The 19578-nt window shown below is 68.4% G+C and carries 15 protein-coding genes; 2 read left to right on the top strand and 13 right to left on the bottom strand.

Annotated elements, in window-relative coordinates; genetic code table 11:
- Window positions 1-2: 2 nt before the first annotated feature.
- The gene (locus A5659_RS19335) at window positions 3-1490 is read right to left on the bottom strand and encodes an NAD(P)/FAD-dependent oxidoreductase (RefSeq protein ID WP_067183497.1); all 1488 of its coding nucleotides are present in this window, start codon (window positions 1488-1490) and stop codon (window positions 3-5) included.
- 275 nt (window positions 1491-1765) lie between these two features.
- The gene (locus A5659_RS19330) at window positions 1766-2005 is read right to left on the bottom strand and encodes an acyl carrier protein (RefSeq protein ID WP_067183494.1); all 240 of its coding nucleotides are present in this window, start codon (window positions 2003-2005) and stop codon (window positions 1766-1768) included.
- A 236-nt stretch (window positions 2006-2241) separates the two neighbouring features.
- Between A5659_RS19330 and A5659_RS19325 the strand changes: the two genes are divergently transcribed.
- A complete protein-coding gene (locus tag A5659_RS19325; protein WP_067183490.1) occupies window positions 2242-2994 on the top strand; it encodes a cutinase family protein in 753 nt (250 codons plus the stop codon).
- A gap of 12 nt (window positions 2995-3006) precedes the next feature.
- Here the strand turns inward: A5659_RS19325 and A5659_RS28240 are convergent, their stop codons facing one another.
- The 11 genes from A5659_RS28240 to A5659_RS19270 all read right to left on the bottom strand — a co-directional run bounded on the left by A5659_RS28240 (window position 3007) and on the right by A5659_RS19270 (window position 19387).
- The gene (locus A5659_RS28240; protein WP_067183486.1) at window positions 3007-3978 is read right to left on the bottom strand and encodes a sensor domain-containing protein; all 972 of its coding nucleotides are present in this window, start codon (window positions 3976-3978) and stop codon (window positions 3007-3009) included.
- 4 nt (window positions 3979-3982) lie between these two features.
- On the bottom strand, window positions 3983-4828 hold the full coding sequence (locus A5659_RS27855; protein ID WP_197498093.1) for a sensor domain-containing protein: 846 nt from the start codon (window positions 4826-4828) through the stop codon (window positions 3983-3985).
- A gap of 118 nt (window positions 4829-4946) precedes the next feature.
- Window positions 4947-5954 (bottom strand): sensor domain-containing protein, encoded by a 1008-nt coding sequence (locus A5659_RS19310; RefSeq protein WP_067183482.1) that lies wholly within the window; start codon window positions 5952-5954, stop codon window positions 4947-4949.
- A gap of 12 nt (window positions 5955-5966) precedes the next feature.
- Window positions 5967-6962, bottom strand: a complete 996-nt coding sequence (locus A5659_RS28850) for a sensor domain-containing protein (protein ID WP_067183479.1) — start codon at window positions 6960-6962, stop codon at window positions 5967-5969.
- Between the two features lie 3 nt (window positions 6963-6965).
- Window positions 6966-7841: a sensor domain-containing protein gene (locus tag A5659_RS19300; RefSeq protein WP_197498091.1), complete on the bottom strand. Its 876-nt coding sequence runs from the start codon at window positions 7839-7841 to the stop codon at window positions 6966-6968.
- 113 nt (window positions 7842-7954) lie between these two features.
- The gene (locus A5659_RS19295; protein WP_067021913.1) at window positions 7955-9109 is read right to left on the bottom strand and encodes a hypothetical protein; all 1155 of its coding nucleotides are present in this window, start codon (window positions 9107-9109) and stop codon (window positions 7955-7957) included.
- Window positions 9110-9132: 23 nt separating this feature from the next.
- Window positions 9133-10065, bottom strand: coding sequence for a hypothetical protein (locus tag A5659_RS19290; protein ID WP_067021915.1), 933 nt, complete (start codon window positions 10063-10065; stop codon window positions 9133-9135).
- Window positions 10065-12554 (bottom strand): hypothetical protein, encoded by a 2490-nt coding sequence (locus A5659_RS19285; protein ID WP_067021906.1) that lies wholly within the window; start codon window positions 12552-12554, stop codon window positions 10065-10067. Before A5659_RS19285 ends, A5659_RS19290 begins: the two co-directional genes overlap by 1 nt.
- Window positions 12551-14593, bottom strand: coding sequence for a hypothetical protein (locus tag A5659_RS19280; protein WP_067021905.1), 2043 nt, complete (start codon window positions 14591-14593; stop codon window positions 12551-12553). The genes A5659_RS19285 and A5659_RS19280 overlap by 4 nt, the downstream gene beginning before the upstream one ends.
- A gap of 1 nt (window position 14594) precedes the next feature.
- Complete coding sequence (locus A5659_RS19275) at window positions 14595-17246, bottom strand: hypothetical protein (protein ID WP_067021904.1); 2652 nt, start codon at window positions 17244-17246, stop codon at window positions 14595-14597.
- 2 nt (window positions 17247-17248) lie between these two features.
- Window positions 17249-19387 (bottom strand): hypothetical protein, encoded by a 2139-nt coding sequence (locus A5659_RS19270; RefSeq protein ID WP_231997906.1) that lies wholly within the window; start codon window positions 19385-19387, stop codon window positions 17249-17251.
- Here A5659_RS19270 and A5659_RS19265 point away from each other — a divergent pair.
- On the top strand, window positions 19386-19578 hold a 193-nt coding region (locus A5659_RS19265), incomplete at its 3' end, for a hypothetical protein (protein WP_231997905.1). The two genes, A5659_RS19270 and A5659_RS19265, sit on opposite strands and share 2 nt — an antisense overlap.

The raw sequence follows: 19578 nt of genomic DNA, 5'->3' as shown, positions 1-19578 counted from the left end.
GGCTAGGCGATCACGTAGTCGCTGAGTGGGAAGGCTCCGGCCTCGCGCACCGAGTTGAGTGTCGACGTCGGCCGCAGCAGCGACGCCTCACCGCTGGGACTGAAGTAGTACGAACGCGACGTCGCGCAGTTTCCGGCGTAGAACACCGAATTGTCCAGCCGCTTGGTCATCCGTTCCATGAATCGGTCGGTGGCTTCTTCGGTCACCTCGAAGGTCGTCGCACCGCGACGCTTGACCTCGCCGAGCAACCTGTCCATGTGCCGCATCTGGTATTCGATGGTGTGGAAGAAGGAGAGTCCGGAGAAGGCGAACGGGCTTGCCAGTCCCAGGTAGTTCGGGAAGTAGGGCATGGAGACGCCCTGATAGGACTGGAACCTGGTCTCTCGCCACCACTTGCCCAGATTGCGGCCCTTGCGGCCGACCACCTCGATGGCCGGGAAGTTGGCCTCCCACAGATCAAAACCGGTCGCCAGGACCAGGGTGTCGATGACCGTCTTGCGCCCGTCGGTGGTCACGATGCCGTCGGGCTCGATCCGCTCGATCGAGGTGGTCTCCAGGTGCACGTGCGGCTTGGTGAACACGCGGTAGAAGCTGTTGGAGAAGGTGGGCCGCTTGCAACCGAGGTCATAGTCCGGCGTCAGCTTGGCTCGCAGTTCCTTGTCCCGGATCCACCGGAATCGACTGATCTTGGCCAAATCGGAGGCCGAGATGTTCCCCCTCCCCCGCGACTCCCGAAAGTGCAGCGCCCCCACCACCATGATGATCTCGAGGATGACGTCGCTCACCCACCGAAGCGCCCGCTGCGCAGCCGGCACCCGCGCAAATAGGCGCCGCACCGCCGGGGAGAACTCGAAGTCGAACTTGGGTATCACGTGGGTCGCGGTGCGCTGGTAGACGGTCAGCTCTGCGGCTTCTTTGGCCAGCTCCGGAATGACCTGTACCGCGGACGCGCCGGTCCCGATGACCGCGACACGCCGTCCTTCATAGCGGTAGTCGTGGTCCCAGGCGGTGGTGTGGACCACCTTGCCTGCAAAGCGCGCGATGCCCGGGATGTCCGGCATGCGGGGCTGGGACAGGAACCCGGTAGCCGTGATCAGGAAACGGGTCGTCAGCGTTTCGCCGCCGGCCAGCGCCACCCGCCACACCGCGGCGTCCTCATCCCACTGGGCGCCTTCCACCGTCGTGCTGAAACGCATGTGACGGCGCACGTCGTATTTGTCGGCGACGTCCACCGCGTACTGCTTGACCTCAGCCCCGGGCGCAAACAGCCGTGACCAGTCCGGCTTGGGTTCGAACCAGTACGAGTAAGTGGTCGACGGGATATCGACGGCGATGCCCGGGTAGTGGTTGACGTGCCAGGTGCCACCCAAGTCGTCCTCGCGCTCGAGGATGACGAAGTTGTCAAACCCGAGGCGCTTGAGCTGAATAGCGGCACCGATGCCGCCGAAACCCGCACCTACGATGATTGCGTCGAAACGGTCCGTGTCCACAGCGTTGCTCCGTACCTGTTTCCGTACTTAACGAATCATAAGCTTTCCCTAAGATACGTAACTCTAATAGGCCGCCACGCCGCACGCATCCGAGCTTTGCCGGTATGTGACCTTGCCGACACATCCGCGGTAACTCATCGACGGGTCTATCAGAACGGGAAATACGGCCGTCAACTGCGTAAACGGCCGCACCGCCAGCGAATACGCGACGGCGGGTCGCAATCGATGCCGGCGACTTAGCTCAGGGCGAAACCCTGCCGACTATCGGTTTCTTATCATGTGGCCGGTCCGGCCGCAGCTGTTCCCTGCAGCTGACCCAGGAACTCGTGGCATCGCCTGGCGCGCTCGGCGTCCTGAGCCATCACGTCGCTGAAGAAGGACGCGACGTCATCCAAGCCGGCATTCTTCGCGTCTCGCACATATTGGCCGTAATCGTGCCCGGCCTTCAGCGAGTGGTATTGAATCGAAATGAGATCGAAGGTTACGTCGTCGAAACCCGTTTCACCCGTTGCCATGTCGTCACCTCTCAGAGAGTGAGTGCCGAATCTGGTACTCGCACGTGACCGGCTACCCTGAATGGACAACACCAAACGACCGCTTAAAGTGTTTTTTGTAGGCAACCCGACTGCGCAATGGTGGCGTCGGTTCGATCGCGGCGACGCCGCCGCTATCCACCCCTGTCGCTGCGCTCCGGTACATAGGAAATCAGCACGAAATGGTTGGCAAGTTGACAGTTTTGGGAGGGGCTTGCATGGGCACTTTCGACGCCATGATCGCACGTATCGTTCGCACTCTTGGTTCCGCGGTAGTTCTCGCAGCGTCGGGCGTGGCCGTTTCGGCCGTGTCCGCCTCCGTTATCCCCTCCGCGTCGGCCCAGTGTCCGGACGTGCAAGTGGTGTTCGCCCGCGGCACCGGTGAAGCACCGGGCGTGGGCCCCACCGGCCAGGCCTTCGTCGACGCCCTGCACCAGCGCGTGGGCGGACGGTCCTTCGACGTCTACCCCGTCAACTACCCCGCCAGCGATCAGTGGGCGACCGGCATCGACGGCGTCAGAGACGCGGGCGCGCACGTGAATTCGATGGCCCATGACTGCCCCAACACCAAGATGGTGCTCGGTGGCTACTCGCAGGGCGCGGCCGTGATGGGCTTTGTCACCTCGGCCGCCGTGCCCGACGGCATCGACCCCAACACCGTGCCCAAGCCGCTGGCCCCCGACGTGGCCAACCACGTCTCCTCGGTGGTGCTGTTCGGCATGCCCAACGTGCGGGCGATGAACTTCCTCAACGAACCGCCCGTGGAAATCGGCCCGGCGTATCAGGACAAGACCATCAAGGTGTGCGCCACCGAGGACCCGGTCTGTTCCGACGGCCTCAACTTCGCCGCACACAACACCTACGCCGACGACGGCACGATGATCGACAAGGGAGTCGCCTTCGCCTCCAGCCACCTGGGCCTGGGTGGTCCGGCTCCGGTCGCGGCGCCTCCGGCCGGCTTCGGCGGCTGAGTAGCCGGCCGGCTAGCCGGGGATCCGGCCCAGGATCAGGTTCGTCAGGGCCATCGTGGCGTGCTCGCTCGGGCCGGGCCCGTCGCTGGCGCACGCGCCCGCCTGAACAAACACGTTGGCTTTCGCGGCTAACCCTTGGATGCAGAACATCCGGGTCGGCGTCTGCAGCACGTGCGCCATGGTGGTGACGCCGTTGCCGGCGTCGACGGGCGGCTCCATGGCCACCGGGTACGTCTGGCCGTTCGGCCAGGTGGCATTCATCATCGCGCCGCCGCATCGACGAAGGATCGACAGCACCTTGTTCAGCTGAGCCTGCGCCGCCGCCGCGTCGTGAAACCTTGCGACCGTCTGACCAACACCCCACTGGTGATCGACGTCGTGGGAATCGGCGAAGCCCGACCCCGCGAACCCAGCGATGGCCGGTACGTCATACGTCTCCGGAGATCCGGCCTCCATGACGGCCCAGCAATCCGTCCGGTCGATTCGGCCACGCCCCGGGTCGGGTGTCGGTTGGTGGACCGTCGCACCAGCCTCCATGGCCGGATCACCGGTGAAGTTTTTGATGTCCTCGAGATTCGCCAAGAGTCCGTCAACATCGGCTGGCGTGACGGTCGGCGCTGAAGGTTGCGTCGTGGTGGTGATCTGCGCCGTGGTCGCGGGCGTCGCGGCCCGAGTCGCGTCGGGCAGCGTCGCGCGGACGATCACCGCGACCACCGCCGCGGTGATGAACACGTACGACAGCGTCACGCCCACCAGAGCGCGATCGCGGCCACGCTCGCCGGTGCGCCGCATCTGCGCCAATCCCAAGTGGCCCAGGATGAGACCGGCCGGGGCGAAGACGAACGCGAACACCACCGACAACGTCGCCAACACATTGACCTCAGCACGCGGCGGGCCCGGCGGTGGCGGCTGGTGTTGCGGGCCGGGCGGTGCGGCACCGAACGGGTTCGGGTGAAAGGGGCTGGCGCCAAAGGGATTTGACATGCGGCTAACCCGGGATTTTGTTGAGGATGAAGTTGGTGACCGCGAGGGCAGTTTGCCGGCTGCGGTCGGTATTGCTGGTGGCCCACACCCCTACGTCGATGACCACGTTGGTTTTAGCGGCGATCGCGCGGACACCGAAGACGCGAATCGGGGTGTCTGACACGTTGTCCATGGTCGTGATGCCGTTGCCCGCATCGGCGGGCAACGTCATGGAGGCCGGGTATGCCTTGCCGCTACTGCGTGTCTCATTGACCGTTAAGCCCCCGCATCGCTGCCAGATGGATCGCAGGTTGGCGAGCTGTGTCTGCGCCGCCGCGGCGTCGCGATACGCCGCGACCCCTTCCCCTACGCTCCATTGATTGAGGGGTTCGTTGGTGTCGAGGAAGTTGGACTCGGAATAGCCGCTGATGAGTGACAGGTCGTAGACCGAGGGCTCGCCGGAACGAAACGCCCCGAAACACTCCGGTCGGTCGATCGTAGTCGCCTGCGGGTCGAGCGTGGGCCGATGGTATGTCGTATAGACCGTCAATGTCGGGTCGCCCGTGAACCTTTTGGCGTCGTCGAGAGTCGGCAGCAGCCCGTCGAGATCGGCCGGCGCGACGGTGGGCGGCGGTGGCTTCGTGGTGGTGGTTGGTGGCGCGGCTTGGATTGACCTCGCGTCAGGCATGACCGCCCCGACGATCAACGCAACCACCAATGCGGTGATGAACACATACGACAACGTCACCCCGACCAAGGCGCGGTCGCGACCACGCTGTGCGCTGTGGCGAATCTGCGCTAATGCCAAGTGGCCCAGGATGAGACCGGCCGGGGCGAAGACGAACGCGAACACCACCGAGAGCGTCGCCAACACGTTCGCCTCGTCGCGCGCCGGTGGGACCGGCGGTCGCGGCGGGTGTTGCGGACCTGGCGGACCTCCGAACGGGTTCGGTTGAAATGGGCTGGCGCCAAAAGGATTCGTCATGTGTTCAGCTTGGAATCTTGTTGAGGATGAAGTTGGCGATGTCGAGTGCGGCCTGCTGGCCGCGGTCGGTGTCCACCAGTACGACATTGATGTCAACGACCACATTGTTTTTGGCGGCAATCGCTCGGTCGTTGCGCGACCGCAGCACCGGGCCCTGGGTGGTCAAAACCATGGCGGTGATGCCGTTTCCGGCGTCGGAGGGAACACCCATCGAGACCGCGACCGGCGCCGCCTGCTTGCCCGGAGGCGGAAGGATGTTCATCGTCGACCCGCCACATTTGCGCCATATCGACACCAGATTCGCCAGCTGCCGTTGCGCGGCCGGCGGGTCCCGGAAGGACATGAGCGCCTGCCCCGCTTCCTTGAGTGCGGGTATGTCGTGGTCGTCGACCAGCACCAACCCGTAGTAACCCACGAGGGCCTGCGTGTCGGAGTTCGGAGCGCCGCCCCCCATGACCGGCCAGCACTCGGGGCGATCCACCGACGCGCTGTCGGAATCCGGGCCTGGCCTGAACGTCGGTGGCAAGGCAACGAGGTTGGGGTCCCCGACGAACCGTTTGACGTCGTCGATCGTCGGCAGCAGCGCGGGCAGGCCCGTCGGGGTGACCATGGACGACGGCGGGGACGAGCCTGCACCGGTCGAGGCTGGCGCGCTGGTGCCTGACGCCGTCCGAGATGAGCCGTCGTCGGACTGGGTCGCCCACGCCACCACGCCCACCACCGTCAGCGTGATGACCGCATACGACAGCATCAAGCCGACGATCGCGCGATCACGCCCGCGTTCACCGGAACGGCGTATCTGCGCCAGGCCCAGGTGGCCCAGGACCGCTCCGGCGGGCGCGAAAACGAACGCGAACACGACCGATAACGTCGCGAAGGCGTTGGCGCGCCGCCGCTCCGGTGGCGGCGCAGTGTAGATGGGCGGCCCCGGCGGCATTCCCCCGTATGGGACACCACCGTACGGGGTTTGGCCGAAGGCATTAGGGCCGAATGGATTCTGCGGTTGGTTCATCGATGGGTCCTGTCAGCCCGGGATTTTGCCGAGTGTGTAGTTGACAACGTCCACTGCCGCCTGGTGCGCGCGATCGACGGCGGCGGCGCTCGCCCGCACCTCGATGAACACAGTGTTCTTGACGGCCATGGCCAACGCAAAACGCACCGGCTGTCCCTGAGCATGGGCATCGATGGTGGTAATGCCCCCGCCGGAATCCGCAGGCACACCGACCGAAAACGACACGACTCGACCACTGTCGGCATAGGTCAATTTCACGGTCGAGCCGCCGCATCGCTGCCATACCAAACGCAGATCACCCAATTGCTTTTGCGCCGTAGCCGGATCCTGCATGGCAGCCACGGATTGCACGGATCCCCTTGGGCCGCCCGCACTCTGGAGGTCGAAAAATCCCGACATGGCGACACCCAGCGGGGTCACCGTGTAGGCGTCCGGGATGCCGATGGCGATCGTGGCCGCACATTCGGGCCGGTCATACGCCCCATCTTTGGGACTGAGCGGGGTGAGTTGGTGGACCGGGTCCTCGCCCTTGAGATTCGGATCTCCGGTGATGTTCCTGACGTCGTCGAGGCTGGGCAGCAATCCGTCCAGATTTGCGGGCGCGACGGTAGGCGGTGGGGGCGGCGTCGTGGTGGTCGCCGTCGTCGTCGCGCTGGGAGCGGTCGTCGTGCTTGGTCCGGCACGGTGCGTCGGTGGACTGCCGGCCTGAGTCAACCCGACGGCCAATGCGACGACCGCCACCGCGATGAAGACGTACGAGAGCGTGACCCCTACCAGGGCACGATCGCGACCGCGCTGGCCGGTGCGCCGGATCTGTGAAAGTCCTACGTGCCCCAGAATCGCGCCGAGGGGTGCGAATACGAACGCGAACACCACCGACAACGTCGCCAGGACATTCGCCTCGTCACGCGGTGCGGACGGCGGCAGCGGCGGTGGCTGACCTTGCGTCGGCAACGAACCGCCGAATGGACTGGGCCCAAATGGGTTGCCCTGCCAGGGGTTGGTCATGGTTCAGCCCGGAATCTTGTCGAGGATCTGGTTGGCGACGGCCGTGGCGGTCTGGCGGGCACGGTCCACGTCGTTGCCGGTGTAGGACACCAGCAGATCGATCACGACGTTGGCCTTCGCGGCGATCGCATGCACCGACAGGTCATCGCGCGCCGCGGCTTCGATGGTGGTGATGCCGTTGCCGGCATCGATCGGCTCGTTGAGCGAGAACGCCACGGTGCTCTTATTGAGGAACGTGATCTTCACCGGCAGGCCGCCGCACTGGCGCCACGCCGACGACATCTTCGCCAGTTGCGCTTGCGCCGCGGCCGAATCCGGAAACGCCGCGATGGCAGCGTCAATCGACCTCGTGTTGGCTGGGTCATCCCGGTCGGCGAAGACCGGCATGTAGTAGTTGACGAGGGCTCCGACGTTGTACAGGTCCGGCACGCCGGCATATAGAGCGCCGCGGCATTCCGGACGGTCGGTGGTTTGTCCGCCGGCCGCGAGATCTTCGGGCCGGCGCAGGATCACCGCCTGTATCAGCTTGTCGTCACCGGTGATGGCTTTGGCGTCGGCGAGAGTGGGCACCAGCCGTGCCAGATCGGACGGCGTGACCGCGGGGCCAGCGGGCGGGGAAGCCGTGGTGGGTGCGGCGGTGCGGGCGGCAGGGCTGTCGGGCCGGGTGAGCCACACCACCAAAACGGCCGCCACGACGGCGATCACCACGTACGACAGCACCGTCCCCACCAACGCACGGTCCCGGCCGCGCTGACCGGTGCGCCGGATCTGCCGAAGCCCCAGGTGCCCCAGCACCGCCCCGACGGGGGCGAACACGAACGCGAACACCACCGACAACGTCGCCAACGCGTTGACCGGCGGGCGGTCCGGAGGTGGCACCGGCGCCGCATACACCGGAGGCCCGGACGGGACACTTCCGAACGGCGTAGCGCCAAACGGATTGTGCTCGAATGGGTTCTGAGGTGGGGTGGTCATGTTCGCCGCGCCGAAACCTAGAGCACGCCGAAACTCGAGGTGACCCAACGGACCGGGTCGACGCACCGGAACGGCGCGATGCCCCGGGCGTGCAGTCGCTGCCCGCTCGGTGGCTGGCCGAGGGCCGAGACGACGAAGAAGCGGTGCCTCAGCCGCCTTGGGGTGGATGGGTTTTCGACGCCGGCGATGATGGATCCGGCGTTGAGCCGCGTCAGCAGGCTACGCACCTCTTCGTGCAGCAATTGACCGTCGTTGTCGTCATAGAGCACCGAATCCGAGGGATCACGCAGATACGCGGCGCCCGCGTTGGACATCACCATGCTCCACTCGGAGCCATCGACGTCGCGCAGCGCCCGCAGCGCGTCGAACTTCGACAAGATGACCGCCAGCCGTGGTTCGCCGGATCCGATGGCCATCATCACGTTGTTGAGCACGCCGCCCGGGTCTCCCCCGCTCACCATCTGCGGGGGCAGCAGGTCTTGGAGCTGATCCCGAATCGATTGCACCCGAAGCGGATCGAACATGAAGAACACGGCCTCGGCATTGCTGAAGAACCGAAACGGCGGCGAATGCAGGTTTCCGGACTCCATGTCCTCGCCGGCGACGTCGCGCAGCACCAGATAACGCTGCACCCCGTGCCAGGTGCCCAGGCTGAAAATCAGTGGCTCACGCTGCGTGGACGTCTGGGTCATTATCGTCGGTGTCGGCGGGATCAGGCCGCGCTGCACGAACAGCGGTGTCTCGTAATGGGTTGTGTAGGCGACGGCCGTCGAGCGCGTCGCGGGCGCCATCGCGAATCCGAGGTGTTCGCACAACAGCTGCAGTTGGCGAACCAGCACGGCGACGTAGAGGCTCTTGCCGGTCGCGCGGGCCCCCGCCATCGCAATGCAGTACGCCTGGCCTTCGCGCCATCGATCGGGCAGCGTGAAGTGGCACACCGGGCAGATCTCGAGGACGGGACCGCGCAGCGCCTGGGCGGCGATGTTCGGCGGCGGCGGGCCGTTGTACCCGGGCGGACGATCCCACCGGAACATCGGCCCGATGTCGGCCTTCGCTCCCAGGAACGCCGAGCCGACCTCGTCGTGATAGCGGGGTGCACCACTGGTGGGCGCCAGTGTCCACAAGTGGTGGTCGGGATCCAAAAGCGCAAAGCACCGTGGGCATTTGGTCAAAATCGCCGGGATTGCGGGCGCGGTCATGTGAGGGCCCGAACAAGCCCGGCGGTGATGTCATCGAGCACCTGCGGATGCGCGAGCAGTTCCGCGGCCGCGTCTTGCCCCGAGCGCGGCGCCGGCAGCCGCGGTCCGGCGACCCGGCGGTCATCGGACAGGGTGATCAACGCGAAGCCGCGCTGCACGCCGCTGACCGGGAAGTCCGAACAGGCCACGGTGGCGATGTCGGTGCGCAGCCGCGACCAGCGCGCGCCCGCCGACCATCGCGGCTGTAGCTTGCGCACCGCTTCGGCGAGCCCCGCACCCGGCCCGGCGGCGTCGTTTTCCGCAGCGATCTTGGTGACGTCGGCTCCGACGAGCACCGCGGCCACGTCGCGGATTCCGAGGGCGTCGGCTACCCCCACCGCCACGTCGGTGGCCGCCGCCGCGCTGCCATCGGCGAACCAGGGGCGCATCGACGCCGAACCGTTCAGTGCGACAACGAGTTCGGCGTGGGCCTGCTTGCGGTCCCGGCCGATGAGACGCCGTGCCGAGGTGCGGGCCGCGGCCGCCAGCGGGCTCAGCGCCGTGTCGGCCGCGGCGGTCACGGAGACCTCGATGTGGTGGCCGGCCGGGCGCAGTTCGGCGAACACCACCGCGGTGTCGCCGCTGACGTCCACCGGGTCGAACAGCACCTGGACGGGGTCGGCATCGTCGGGCACATCGTGGGCGATCGCGAGATGCACGACCGTGCCGGCGCCGAATTGTGTTGTGAAGGCGGGGCGCACGGCGATGGTGACGGGACCGGTCAGCGACGGCAGGACGACATGCTGGGGGCTGGAGCGCACCACGGCCTGACCCGGCGCGCCCTGTATGTCGAGGGCGGCGTCGTGTACCGCACCGCTGATCGAGACCGACAGCGGCCCGACGGGTATGTGGGCGCGCTGATTACGTGCGGTCAGGGCGTAGATCGGCATCAGGGGTTCCTCCACATCGGAGCCGGCGGGGTAGCCAGCGGCGCTTGCCCGTCGGAGCGGCGGGCCAGCATGGCGCTCAGCAGCTTCCGGTATCGCCGCGGCGGCGCTGCCTCGTTGCTGCCGGCCATCCGCATCATCGTCGCGAGCACCGCCTCCTGGTTGTCTTCGCTGAACTGCCGGCCTAAGGTCAGTGCGGCGGCGGCCGAGGCCAGCACAGCATCGACGGCATCCGCCGGTTCGGCGGCGTCGGTGCGCAACAGGCTGGCCGCCAACACCTCTGTGGCCGTGACGATTTCGGCATCGGCGAGGGCGACCAGTTGCTCGGCGGCGGCCCCGGCCACCGCGCGATCGGCGGCCAGTTGAGCCGCGAGCACGGGGCGTGGCTGTCCGGCGATCACGCCCAGGGCCGCCAGCACCGTCACCCGCGCAGCGCAGTCGGCGTGCACCCGCCCAGGGCCGATCTCACCCAACGCCGTATCCCACAGCCCGCAGTACGCCCGCTGATGGGTGCTGATGTAGCCGCGCTGCACCCAGGACGCCGGGCTCACCGCGCGCAGCGCGGCACTTGCCACCGCGAGGTCATCGTTGTTGGCGGCGGTGATCTCGTCGGCCAGCCGCAGCAACGACTCACTGTCCGGTGCCCCCAGCAGCGTCGGCAACAGCGCCGCGGTGCTCAACGCGGCTCCGCCCGCCGCCAGCAATTGCGCCGGATCCCACACGTGACGGGCCGCCAGCTCGTCGCGGTATGGGGATCCGTTCGCCGCGAACCACCACAGCTCGGCGAAGCTGTCCGCGTCACTCGGATGGCGCTCGGCGCGCATGCCGCACACCGCCGCGCGGGTCCACGTCGCATCCCACGGCTGCGCGGCCAGCAGCTCGCCCGGCGTGGGCATGCTGGATCCGTCGGCGAACCAGTCCAGCACGGTGTCGCTGATCGCCGACGCGCCTTCCCAATTCAGACGCAGCGTCGCGGCGGCCGCGGCGAGCCGGGTTTCCGGGCCAAGCCGATGCGTCAGCCGTCGGGCCAGCGTGGGCCCCGCGTGCGGGTCGGCCAGCTGGGCCGCGACCCGATCGGTGAGGGCCTGCGTCAGGCGGTCGTCGGCGACGCCCGCCCGCAGCAGCAGATCGACCAGCTTGAGCAGTCGTTGCGGGTCACCGGTGGCGCCGGTCCGCTGCAAAGCCGGCCCGAGGGCGGCCGTCAGCGGCTCCGGAACCGGACGGCCGTGATAGGTGTTGCGGCCCAACGGAATCGGACCCAGTTGATCCAGCCAGGTGGCGTCGTCGATCGCCCGGCACAGGTAGGTCAGCGTGGCGTGCTCGCCGGCAAAGCCAGGTAGGTGCTCTTCGACTGCCTTCCAGGCATCGGATGTAGTCTGGCCGACGAGCGCCGAAAGCGCCTCGTCGACAAGGCGTTCGGTCGGTGATCCGGGGGCGATGCCCGCCGGCGAGTGCGCGGTGATGATCGCGTTCGCTTCGGGATGGGCGGCGGAGAAATCCTCGTCGGCGGCGATCGTGACGGCCAGGGGCCAGGCCGGGTGCAGGTCTCGATCCTGGGTTTGTGCGGCGCGGTGGTCGAGTTCATCGAGCACCGCGAGGGCTGACTGCGGGTCGAGCAGCACTTCCTGTGCCATCACCGACCAGGCGGTGACCTCGATCGCCTGGCCGGCAGCGGTCCGATGCGGATCGCCACCCAGCTCCCCGAGCGATAGCGTCGCGGTCTCGTCGATGACCACGAAACCGGTTGGGACCGTGTCCAAGTCAGCGATGGGCACCGCGGCCAGGTGCGCGATGGCGTGCTGCGCCGGACCGAGCTGGTCGGCGCGATCGAAGGTGCTGAAGTTCAGGGTGGCCGCGGTTCCCGGCGACATGAGGAAACTCACCAGGCCGATCCACTGCGCGGCCGAGTCAACGGAGACCGCGCCCAACACCACGGGTGCGCCCCCGTCGAGCGCGGCCGCCACCGCGTCCAGCAATCCGAGCAGGGTGCCCACCCGCCAGGTGCTGGTGTCCAGGGCGAACGCGATCGCGGTTTCTCGGGTGACGACTTGCGCCGCGCCCGGCGGATCACCGGGCAAGGTGGCCCGAGCGACGGCCGCCGCACCGAACGGACGTAACCACGCCGGCGAGCCCCACCGCTGGATTGGTCGCAGCCGCGGCGCCGAATCCGGTGCCCTGTCCAGCAATACGTGCGCGAACACGTTGCCCGGCCGCCCGGTGCTATCTGCACCCGCGGCGACGGTGTGCCAGTAGCCCGCCGCATCGCTGGCCCATCGGCGGTACTCGAGGCGCCGCGGCGCCGCGTCCAGCTGTTCCGGAGTGGGATAGTCGGGCAGCGGCGTCACCGGCCGAAAGGCGGTGCGCACACCCGACGCCAAGCGCTGGGTTTCCTCCGCCGACAGCTCCCCGACGGTCTGCTTGACCTGCCAGCCCCCCGCGCCTCCCGGCTGGTCGAAGCTCGTGTAGGCGAGTTGGCCGTAGCGCGGCGTCATGGTGCGCCCACGCTGAGGCGGAGGCTGTGCACGGGCGGGTCCAGGAGCGCGATGGTGCGCAGCCGCGCCGCCGAGGGCGTGTTGACGAACAACCTGATCCATCCGCGCCGGCCCCGCAGATCGACGGCCCACGGCTCGGCGGTTCCCGCGGTGGTCAACGCCGACCACCGCAGTTCCTTGGACGGCGTGGCCGCCAAGCCACCCTGCGCGTCCAGCGGTGCGGCATCGAGCGCCTCGCCATCGGTGGGCGACAACGGAATTCGATCCGGGTGGTTGATCAGCACGAACGCCGGCGACCCGGGCACGTCGTATTCGGACCGCATATAGATGGTGGCGTGCGACGGTTGCCCCGCCGGGTCGCGGCTCAACTGCACCGCGTATTGCAGCCGCAGCAGGCCGGCGTACTCGATGCTGCGGACGGGCCCGATGGCGCGGCGGCCGGCGGAGAAGGCCACCGGCGCCAGATGCAGGGAACACCCGCTCACCGGGAGCTTGCCGTTGGGCAGTTGCAGGCCGCCGTACTTTTCGTATTGCTCGACGGTGATTTCGTAGGACGTGCCGGTCAGCCCGTTGCGCGGGTCGTAGCCCTTGGGCGCCAGGTACACCACGACGACGGCGGCGCCTTGCGGCCAGTCGAATGTCAGGACCTGCTTGTTGCAGTACTCGGCCAGTTCGACGTCGCGGATGGCTCCGGTGCGTACCGAGCAGAAGGTCTTGCCCAGCAACGCACGTCCCGCCAGCACGGTGACCGGGGTGAAGTAGGCGCGACTCCAGTCCGTCGGCCAGGACACCCCCGACATCATCGACCGCGGCCGTCCATCGGGGCCTGGCTGCTCGCTAATCGGTTGTGTCAAGCGCAAATCCGGGGTCAGCCCGATCTGCTCGAGCGCCGCCTCGGGCAAGTCGTTGGCCTCGGCCCCGGCCGCCGGACCGGTCTGGCTGCGATAGATCACCACTTCACCCGCGGCCGGCGGCTTCCAGGTAAGTTCGAAGCCCTCGGCCGACCCCGGTGCCGACGTCACCATCAGGTCGGTGACCGGTGTCAGGACGGCGGCGATTTCGACGTCGGCCTCCACCGCCGCCGCCAGCCGCAGCACGCCGTTGACCGGGACGGCCGCCCGAATCCGGTACAGGTAATGGCGGCCGGGAGCCGGGTCGGAGTCGACGAATCCCGCCCGATTGTCACGGTCGAGCAGGATCCGATGCTGGGGACCCTCACGACCGGCTTCCTCGACCGGCAACCGGGACACAAATACGGCGCTCACCGCCGACGGCACTGTCCAGCTGCCGATGACCTTGCCGTTGTCCTGTCGAACGACGCAATCGCGCACCGGGCTGACCGCGACACCCTCGGCGTGCTTGATGGGTTGCGCCGCAAGCGCTTCCGCGCGGGTCGCACCGACGTTCGCCCAGACCTGGTAGTAGCGCACCGCCGCGGCCGAGGGCAGCGGGTCGGCCGCGGTGGTCGCGGTGGTGGCCGCCACCAGCCGGGCCCGATCCGGAGAATACGGCGCGTTGTCCTCCTGAGCGACCAGCCGGTAGATCACCACGGCCTCGCCGCCCGCCAGGTACGGCGTCCAGGCCAGCTCGCGGCCGTCGGCGTCGTCGCGGGATGGTCTGACGGTGACCGCGGCCAGTGGGCCGGTCTGTTCGCCGAAGGTGTAGGCGGCGAAATCGCTTGGGCTCAGCGGTGGTTGGTCACCCGCCCCGCCGTCGGCCAGTGTCGCGGCGCCGGTCGTTGCACCGTCGGGTTCCACCGCGGACAGGCTTCCCGGGCGGTGATGGCGGCCCGGCGATGCTTCCGAGTCCACCTCGGCCAGCACGGCCGCCAGCTCCTCGGCATAGTCGGCGACCGATCCGGGCAGCATCGCCCGAATCTGTTCCACGTCAGTGCGTCCGGAACGCAGTATCAGCCGCAGGTGGGTTTCCTTGAACCCCGCCTTGGACACCGCCCCGGAGTCGATGAGGCGTTGGCGCCACGCGATCAGGGCGTTCAGACGGGGGTCGTCGGCGTCGCCGGAGTGCTGTGGATCGGGCATGCTAGAACACCAAATCCCCGCCGGGCGGTGCGTCGCGGTGCTCGGTGTGCGTGATCACCGCGGTCTTCTCCGTTTCGAATCCCGACGCGGCCGCCAGCGGCACCTCGAACAGGGTGAAGTCATAGGGCGCCAGGCCGTCGCTGGCCTGCACCACCGTCGCCCGGAAACCCAGGCCGGGCCGGGCGATTGTGGCGGTATCGATGGCTACCGCGCAGCGGCCCGCGGTCATCGCCGCGTCGGTGAACACCGAGCCATCGAAGGGGGCGGCTTGTCCCGGCCGGTGGTCGACCACCCCGGCCGCGAACTGCTCGGAGCCCACGTGCTGGCCCATCGCGGGCGCCAACACCGCACCGGTGAGCGCCGTGCCCACCCGGTCATCCTCGGCGAACATCTGCTCGACACGCTGCCACAGGGCGTCGGCGCCGGTGGAATGCACCTGCCCGGAAGCCACCGCCGCCGACCACTGATCCAGACCCGAGGACGTCCGGAAACCCGGCATGCGATAGAGCATTTCGGGGTCCTCGCGCAGTCGGCCCGCCGCCTGGGTGACCATCTCCTGCCACGGCTTGGTCAGCCAGCCGAGCGCGTAGAGGCGGCGCTGGATGGCGTGTGCCGCGTCGTCGGCACGCTCCGCGCCGGGATCGGCGACCCCGACCTGTGCGCAGCGTGGTAGGCCGTCGGAAATCAGTGGTGCGGCCGAGCGCCCCGCCGGAGCGGGCCCGAAGGGCGCGCGCAGCACCGGCCCCAGCACGCGACACCAGGACAGGTATTGGCCGTAGGCGGTGGACAGGCGGCTGACATCCTGCAGGGCGGTCTGCAGATTCGCCTGCATCATCTCGAGTTGATTCTGTTGCGATTTCCGCAGATTCATCAAGGTGAACATGTCGCGCTGGGCGAACAGGAACAGCGTCAGCGACACCGCGATGTAGAGGCCGAGCAGTATGCCGCAGGTGATCAACGTGTACTTCCAGCCGGTGAACCCGGCGACCGCGACTCCGACCAGGACGACCAGCACTCCCAGCGTCGCCCAGGTCAGCGTGGCCAGGATGGTGCCGATGGCCTGTTGGCGGGCGCGCACCTTCTCGTCGATCGAGATCTCGCTGGCCGCCCGCTGGATCTGTTCGGCGATCTGCGCCACCTCGGTGCGGGCCCGCCCGAGGAAGTCGGCCAGGATCGATCCCGCCTGCCAGGCATAGCTTTTCGACGCGTGCTGCTGCCAGCGCTCCAGCTCGGTCGACGCCCCGCGGGCCTCCACGCCCGCGGCGGGATCGGAGTAGGCGCGTTGCAGCCGCTGGCGCAGATCGGCGGCGCCGAGCACGTCGGCCGGCTCCAGGTCGGTGACGCCGATCACCGCGGCCAGCGATGTCGGGATGGCCGTGAACCGATCCGCGCGACTGGGTACGACGTCGGCGGCGTTGGCCAGCACACCGACGCCCGCGCCCACCTGGATCGGGTCGAGCCCCTTGGCGCGGCGCCCGCCGTCGGCAAGGGTCAGCGCGCCGTTGACGAAGTCGATCCACAGCGGGCTGAGATCCTGGTGCGCCAGTTGCGCGTTGGCCGCGGATCCGCCGATCGCCGCGTTGAGCGTGTCGGCGCTGCGGCCGAGGTCCTGCCAGTCGGCGAGCTGACTGCTGGTGACCACCGAGAACGCGGATTCGCGGCCGCCGAACACGGTGCCCTGCACCGTCGAGGCCAACACCGCCGATACCGACCCCTTGACCGCCGACAGCCACGCCGACGGGGCGTTACGCAGGGCCCCGCCCATGAAACGCAGGAACATCTTGAGCGCCGCCCAGATCGAAATGGCCTGCGTGGCAACGTCGTCGGCGCCCATCCGTGGGCCGCGGAGCACGTCGCGGTGTTTGGTCCACAGCGCGCGGGCCATCGTCTGGGTGGCCGCCGAAACGTCCTCGACGTAGAGCACGGGCACCTGGCCGCCGTGCGGCAGCGGCAGCCGTCCGGCCGGATCGAACAGTCGCGCGCGCAGCCGACGTTCCACGTCGGCGGTGTCTAGGCTGCGGTAGAACGCGCGCACCGCACGCAACGTCTGGCCCGGCAGGATCTCCACACTGTCGAAGGGGGTCTGCTGCACGTCGGCCCACAATCCGGCCACCGCGGCGACCACCGGCGCGGCACGCTGGGCCAGATCCAGCGGTTCGGCCAGGTGTCCCCACGGCACCGCACCCAGCCCGGGCGCCGGCGAATCCTCCGGTGCGATCAGCAGGTTGTGCCAGCCCTCCACGACCACCGACGCGCTGAGCTGACTGGCTCCGGCCCGCCCACTGGTGAGCAACATCCGCAGCAGGGTCATCCTCGCTCCCCTGGCGGTACTGCGCACCACCTGTTCGACGAACTGCTCGGCGGCCAGGGGCGCCCGCTGATCCGCCGGAGCTTCGAGCGGAACCAACACCGCCACCCGGACCCGATCGTAGGGCTTGGCGGTCAATACCTGCTGCAGCACAACGGTTTCCGACCGCCCGTCGCGGACCATCGTCGCCGTGGTGGCGGGCCCGCGCGCGTCGCCGGCATCCACCCAGACGAAGACGCCCAGCAGTCCCGCGGCGGAGTAATCGCACAGGACACCGAGCAGCTCGTCGGTATGCAGGTGAGGCGAGACGATCACCGTGAGGGCGTTGTCACTGGATACCACCATGGTCAGAACGTCCCGCCTTCGGGAATCACCACGGGCGCACCGCCGTCGAGCACCGGACCGCCCGCCGCCGCGCCGGCCGCCAGCGCCTCGGCCTCGTGCTGGATCAGGTTGATCAGCGCACCGGTCGCCGCGTAGACGTCGGGCGCCAGGTCGCGGAACATCGGCGTGTTCGACGCCGTGGTGCGCGTCGGCACCGTGGTGAACGCCCCGCCGGGGGTGGCCCCGGCCATGTCCGCCGGAAGATACTGCGCCGCAACGTCGCGGATGGTGGTCAGCCACTCGATCGCCGCCGCGGCGCGTGCGTCGGCGGTCTGGGCCTCGGCGATCCCGGGCACCCGGGACTGCACGCCGGTTGTGCTCGAGATCCCTTGCAGGAATTCACGCAGCAGCCCCTGGGCGGACAGCGCGACGATGCCGCTCGCGGGGTCTTGCGAATGCGCGTCGTAGAGCTCGCGCAGCACGCTGTAGGGCCGCAGCGATCGCATCACCGGCGGCTCGTGCGATTGCGCGATCGCCAGCAGGATCGATTCCAGCACCGCGGGCAACCAGTCGTAGGGGGCATGGAACGCCGACGGCGGCGTCAGCAGCGGGTTCGGGAAGTTCAGCCACTGCCCGCTGTCGGCGTCGTAGATCCGCACCGGCTCGGTGAACGGCGACGCCGGGATCTGGATGCGGCCCAGCAGCTGACCGACGAACCAGCCGCCGGTCATGGTGCGCCGCTGCTCATCGGTCATCGGCAGGGACGCCGAAAGCGGCCGGGAGCGACGGTATTTCCAGAAGGCGCCCCGCCCGGGCCCCGCGGTCTGCGCCCACTGCTGGGCGGCGGGCTTGAGCACCGAGTCGAACGCCAGCGGCGAATAGTTCGGATACGAGCCGAAGATGTCGATGCGGGTCACGCTGTCCTCGTCGGACAGCGAACGCCCGTAGTTGTCCTTCGTCGCCTGGTCGATGCGCGGATTGTTGCGGATGACCTCGAACAGTTCCCGGTCGACGGGTTGACCGGCGAAGGGAATCTCGGAGAACTTGTAGCGGTACTCGGTCTGCTGACCGGGGTGCACCCGCTGCAGGGCCTGGTCGTTGACGCTGGCCAGCGGTCGCGCCAGCGACAGCGCCTCGGCGAATTTGGTGGCGATGTCGCGGCGGCGCGCCACCAGTTCGGACTCCGAGGCGCCCGCGCCCTGCACGTAGTCGCGCAGCGACACCTTGCAGAATTCCGCGAACGACTCCCCGGGCCGCTCGACGTACAGCCGGGCCCGGCGCAGCAATTCGACTGGGCGGGTATGGATGTCGAACTGCGCGATCGAGGGCACCCGGGCGCGGCCGGTCTCGGGGTCGGTGCCCAGCGCGCGGGTGACCCAGGTGGCGGTGCGCTCAATCAACCCACCGGGTGCGGCCACACCGCCGGTGGTCTGCCACTCGCCCAGGATCACCCGCGCGGTCGCCTCCTCGATGGCCGACTGCAGCGGGATCATCGCGTTGGCGCCGGCCACCGCCTTGGGCAGATCGGCCTCGTAGCGTCCCTTGAAGGCGGTCGAATTGATCAGCAGCACTTCATTGTTCGCTTCGGCGAACCGGCTGGGCACCAGCTCGTCGGCGTCCGCCGGCCAGGCCGCGTACTGATCGGTGGCCAGGCGGGCCAGCCCGACGTCGGTGGGCGGCTCCGAGCGGGCGATCTCCAGCTGAATCATGGCCTCGCTGAGCCGATCCCGCAGCGGCACCAGCAGTTCCACACCCACCACGCGCATCACGTCGGCGATGCGGGCGGCCGCGTCGGCGAACAGCTGACGGCGCACCGTCGCGCGGAATCCGTCCACCACGGCCGCCACCACCTGGTCGGTGTTCGTCATCACCCCGTGCAGGGACCTCAGTCCGGCATCCACCTGCGGCGAGATCGCCACGATGTCGGGCGGGCCCATGTTGCCCAGCTGCGCAACCCCGGCGGTCAGCTGGTCGTCGATGTGGCGGCGCAGCTGGTCGACCACTTCACGCGCAAAGGGCAGCCCCAGCGACGCGATGGCCGCGCCGACCACCTTTTCGAGCCGGTTGGCGAAGTCCTGGTGCCACTGAAAAGCCATGGCGTAGGCCGCATCCGCGCACGCCCGGATCAACTCGGCGCGCCGGTTCTGCACGGCTTGGCGCATGATCGGCACCGAAGCCTTCACCGCCGACGCCGTCGCCGCCACGGTCAACGGTCTGATCGACCGTCAGCTGCGCAACCACCTGCCGAACCCGGAAGGCGTCGCGGCCGAACAGTGGGTGCCGATCATGCGCCAAGCCGTGCAGAACCGGCGCGCCGAGTTGATCCGGGCGTGCGCGGATGCGGCCTACGCCA

This window comes from Mycobacterium sp. 1165196.3 (assembly GCF_001673415.1).
In the GTDB taxonomy this organism is placed as follows: Bacteria; Actinomycetota; Actinomycetes; order Mycobacteriales; family Mycobacteriaceae; genus Mycobacterium; species Mycobacterium europaeum_A.
The sequence above is the reverse complement of the archived record's forward strand: the minus strand, read 5'-3'. Positions and strand labels throughout refer to the sequence as shown.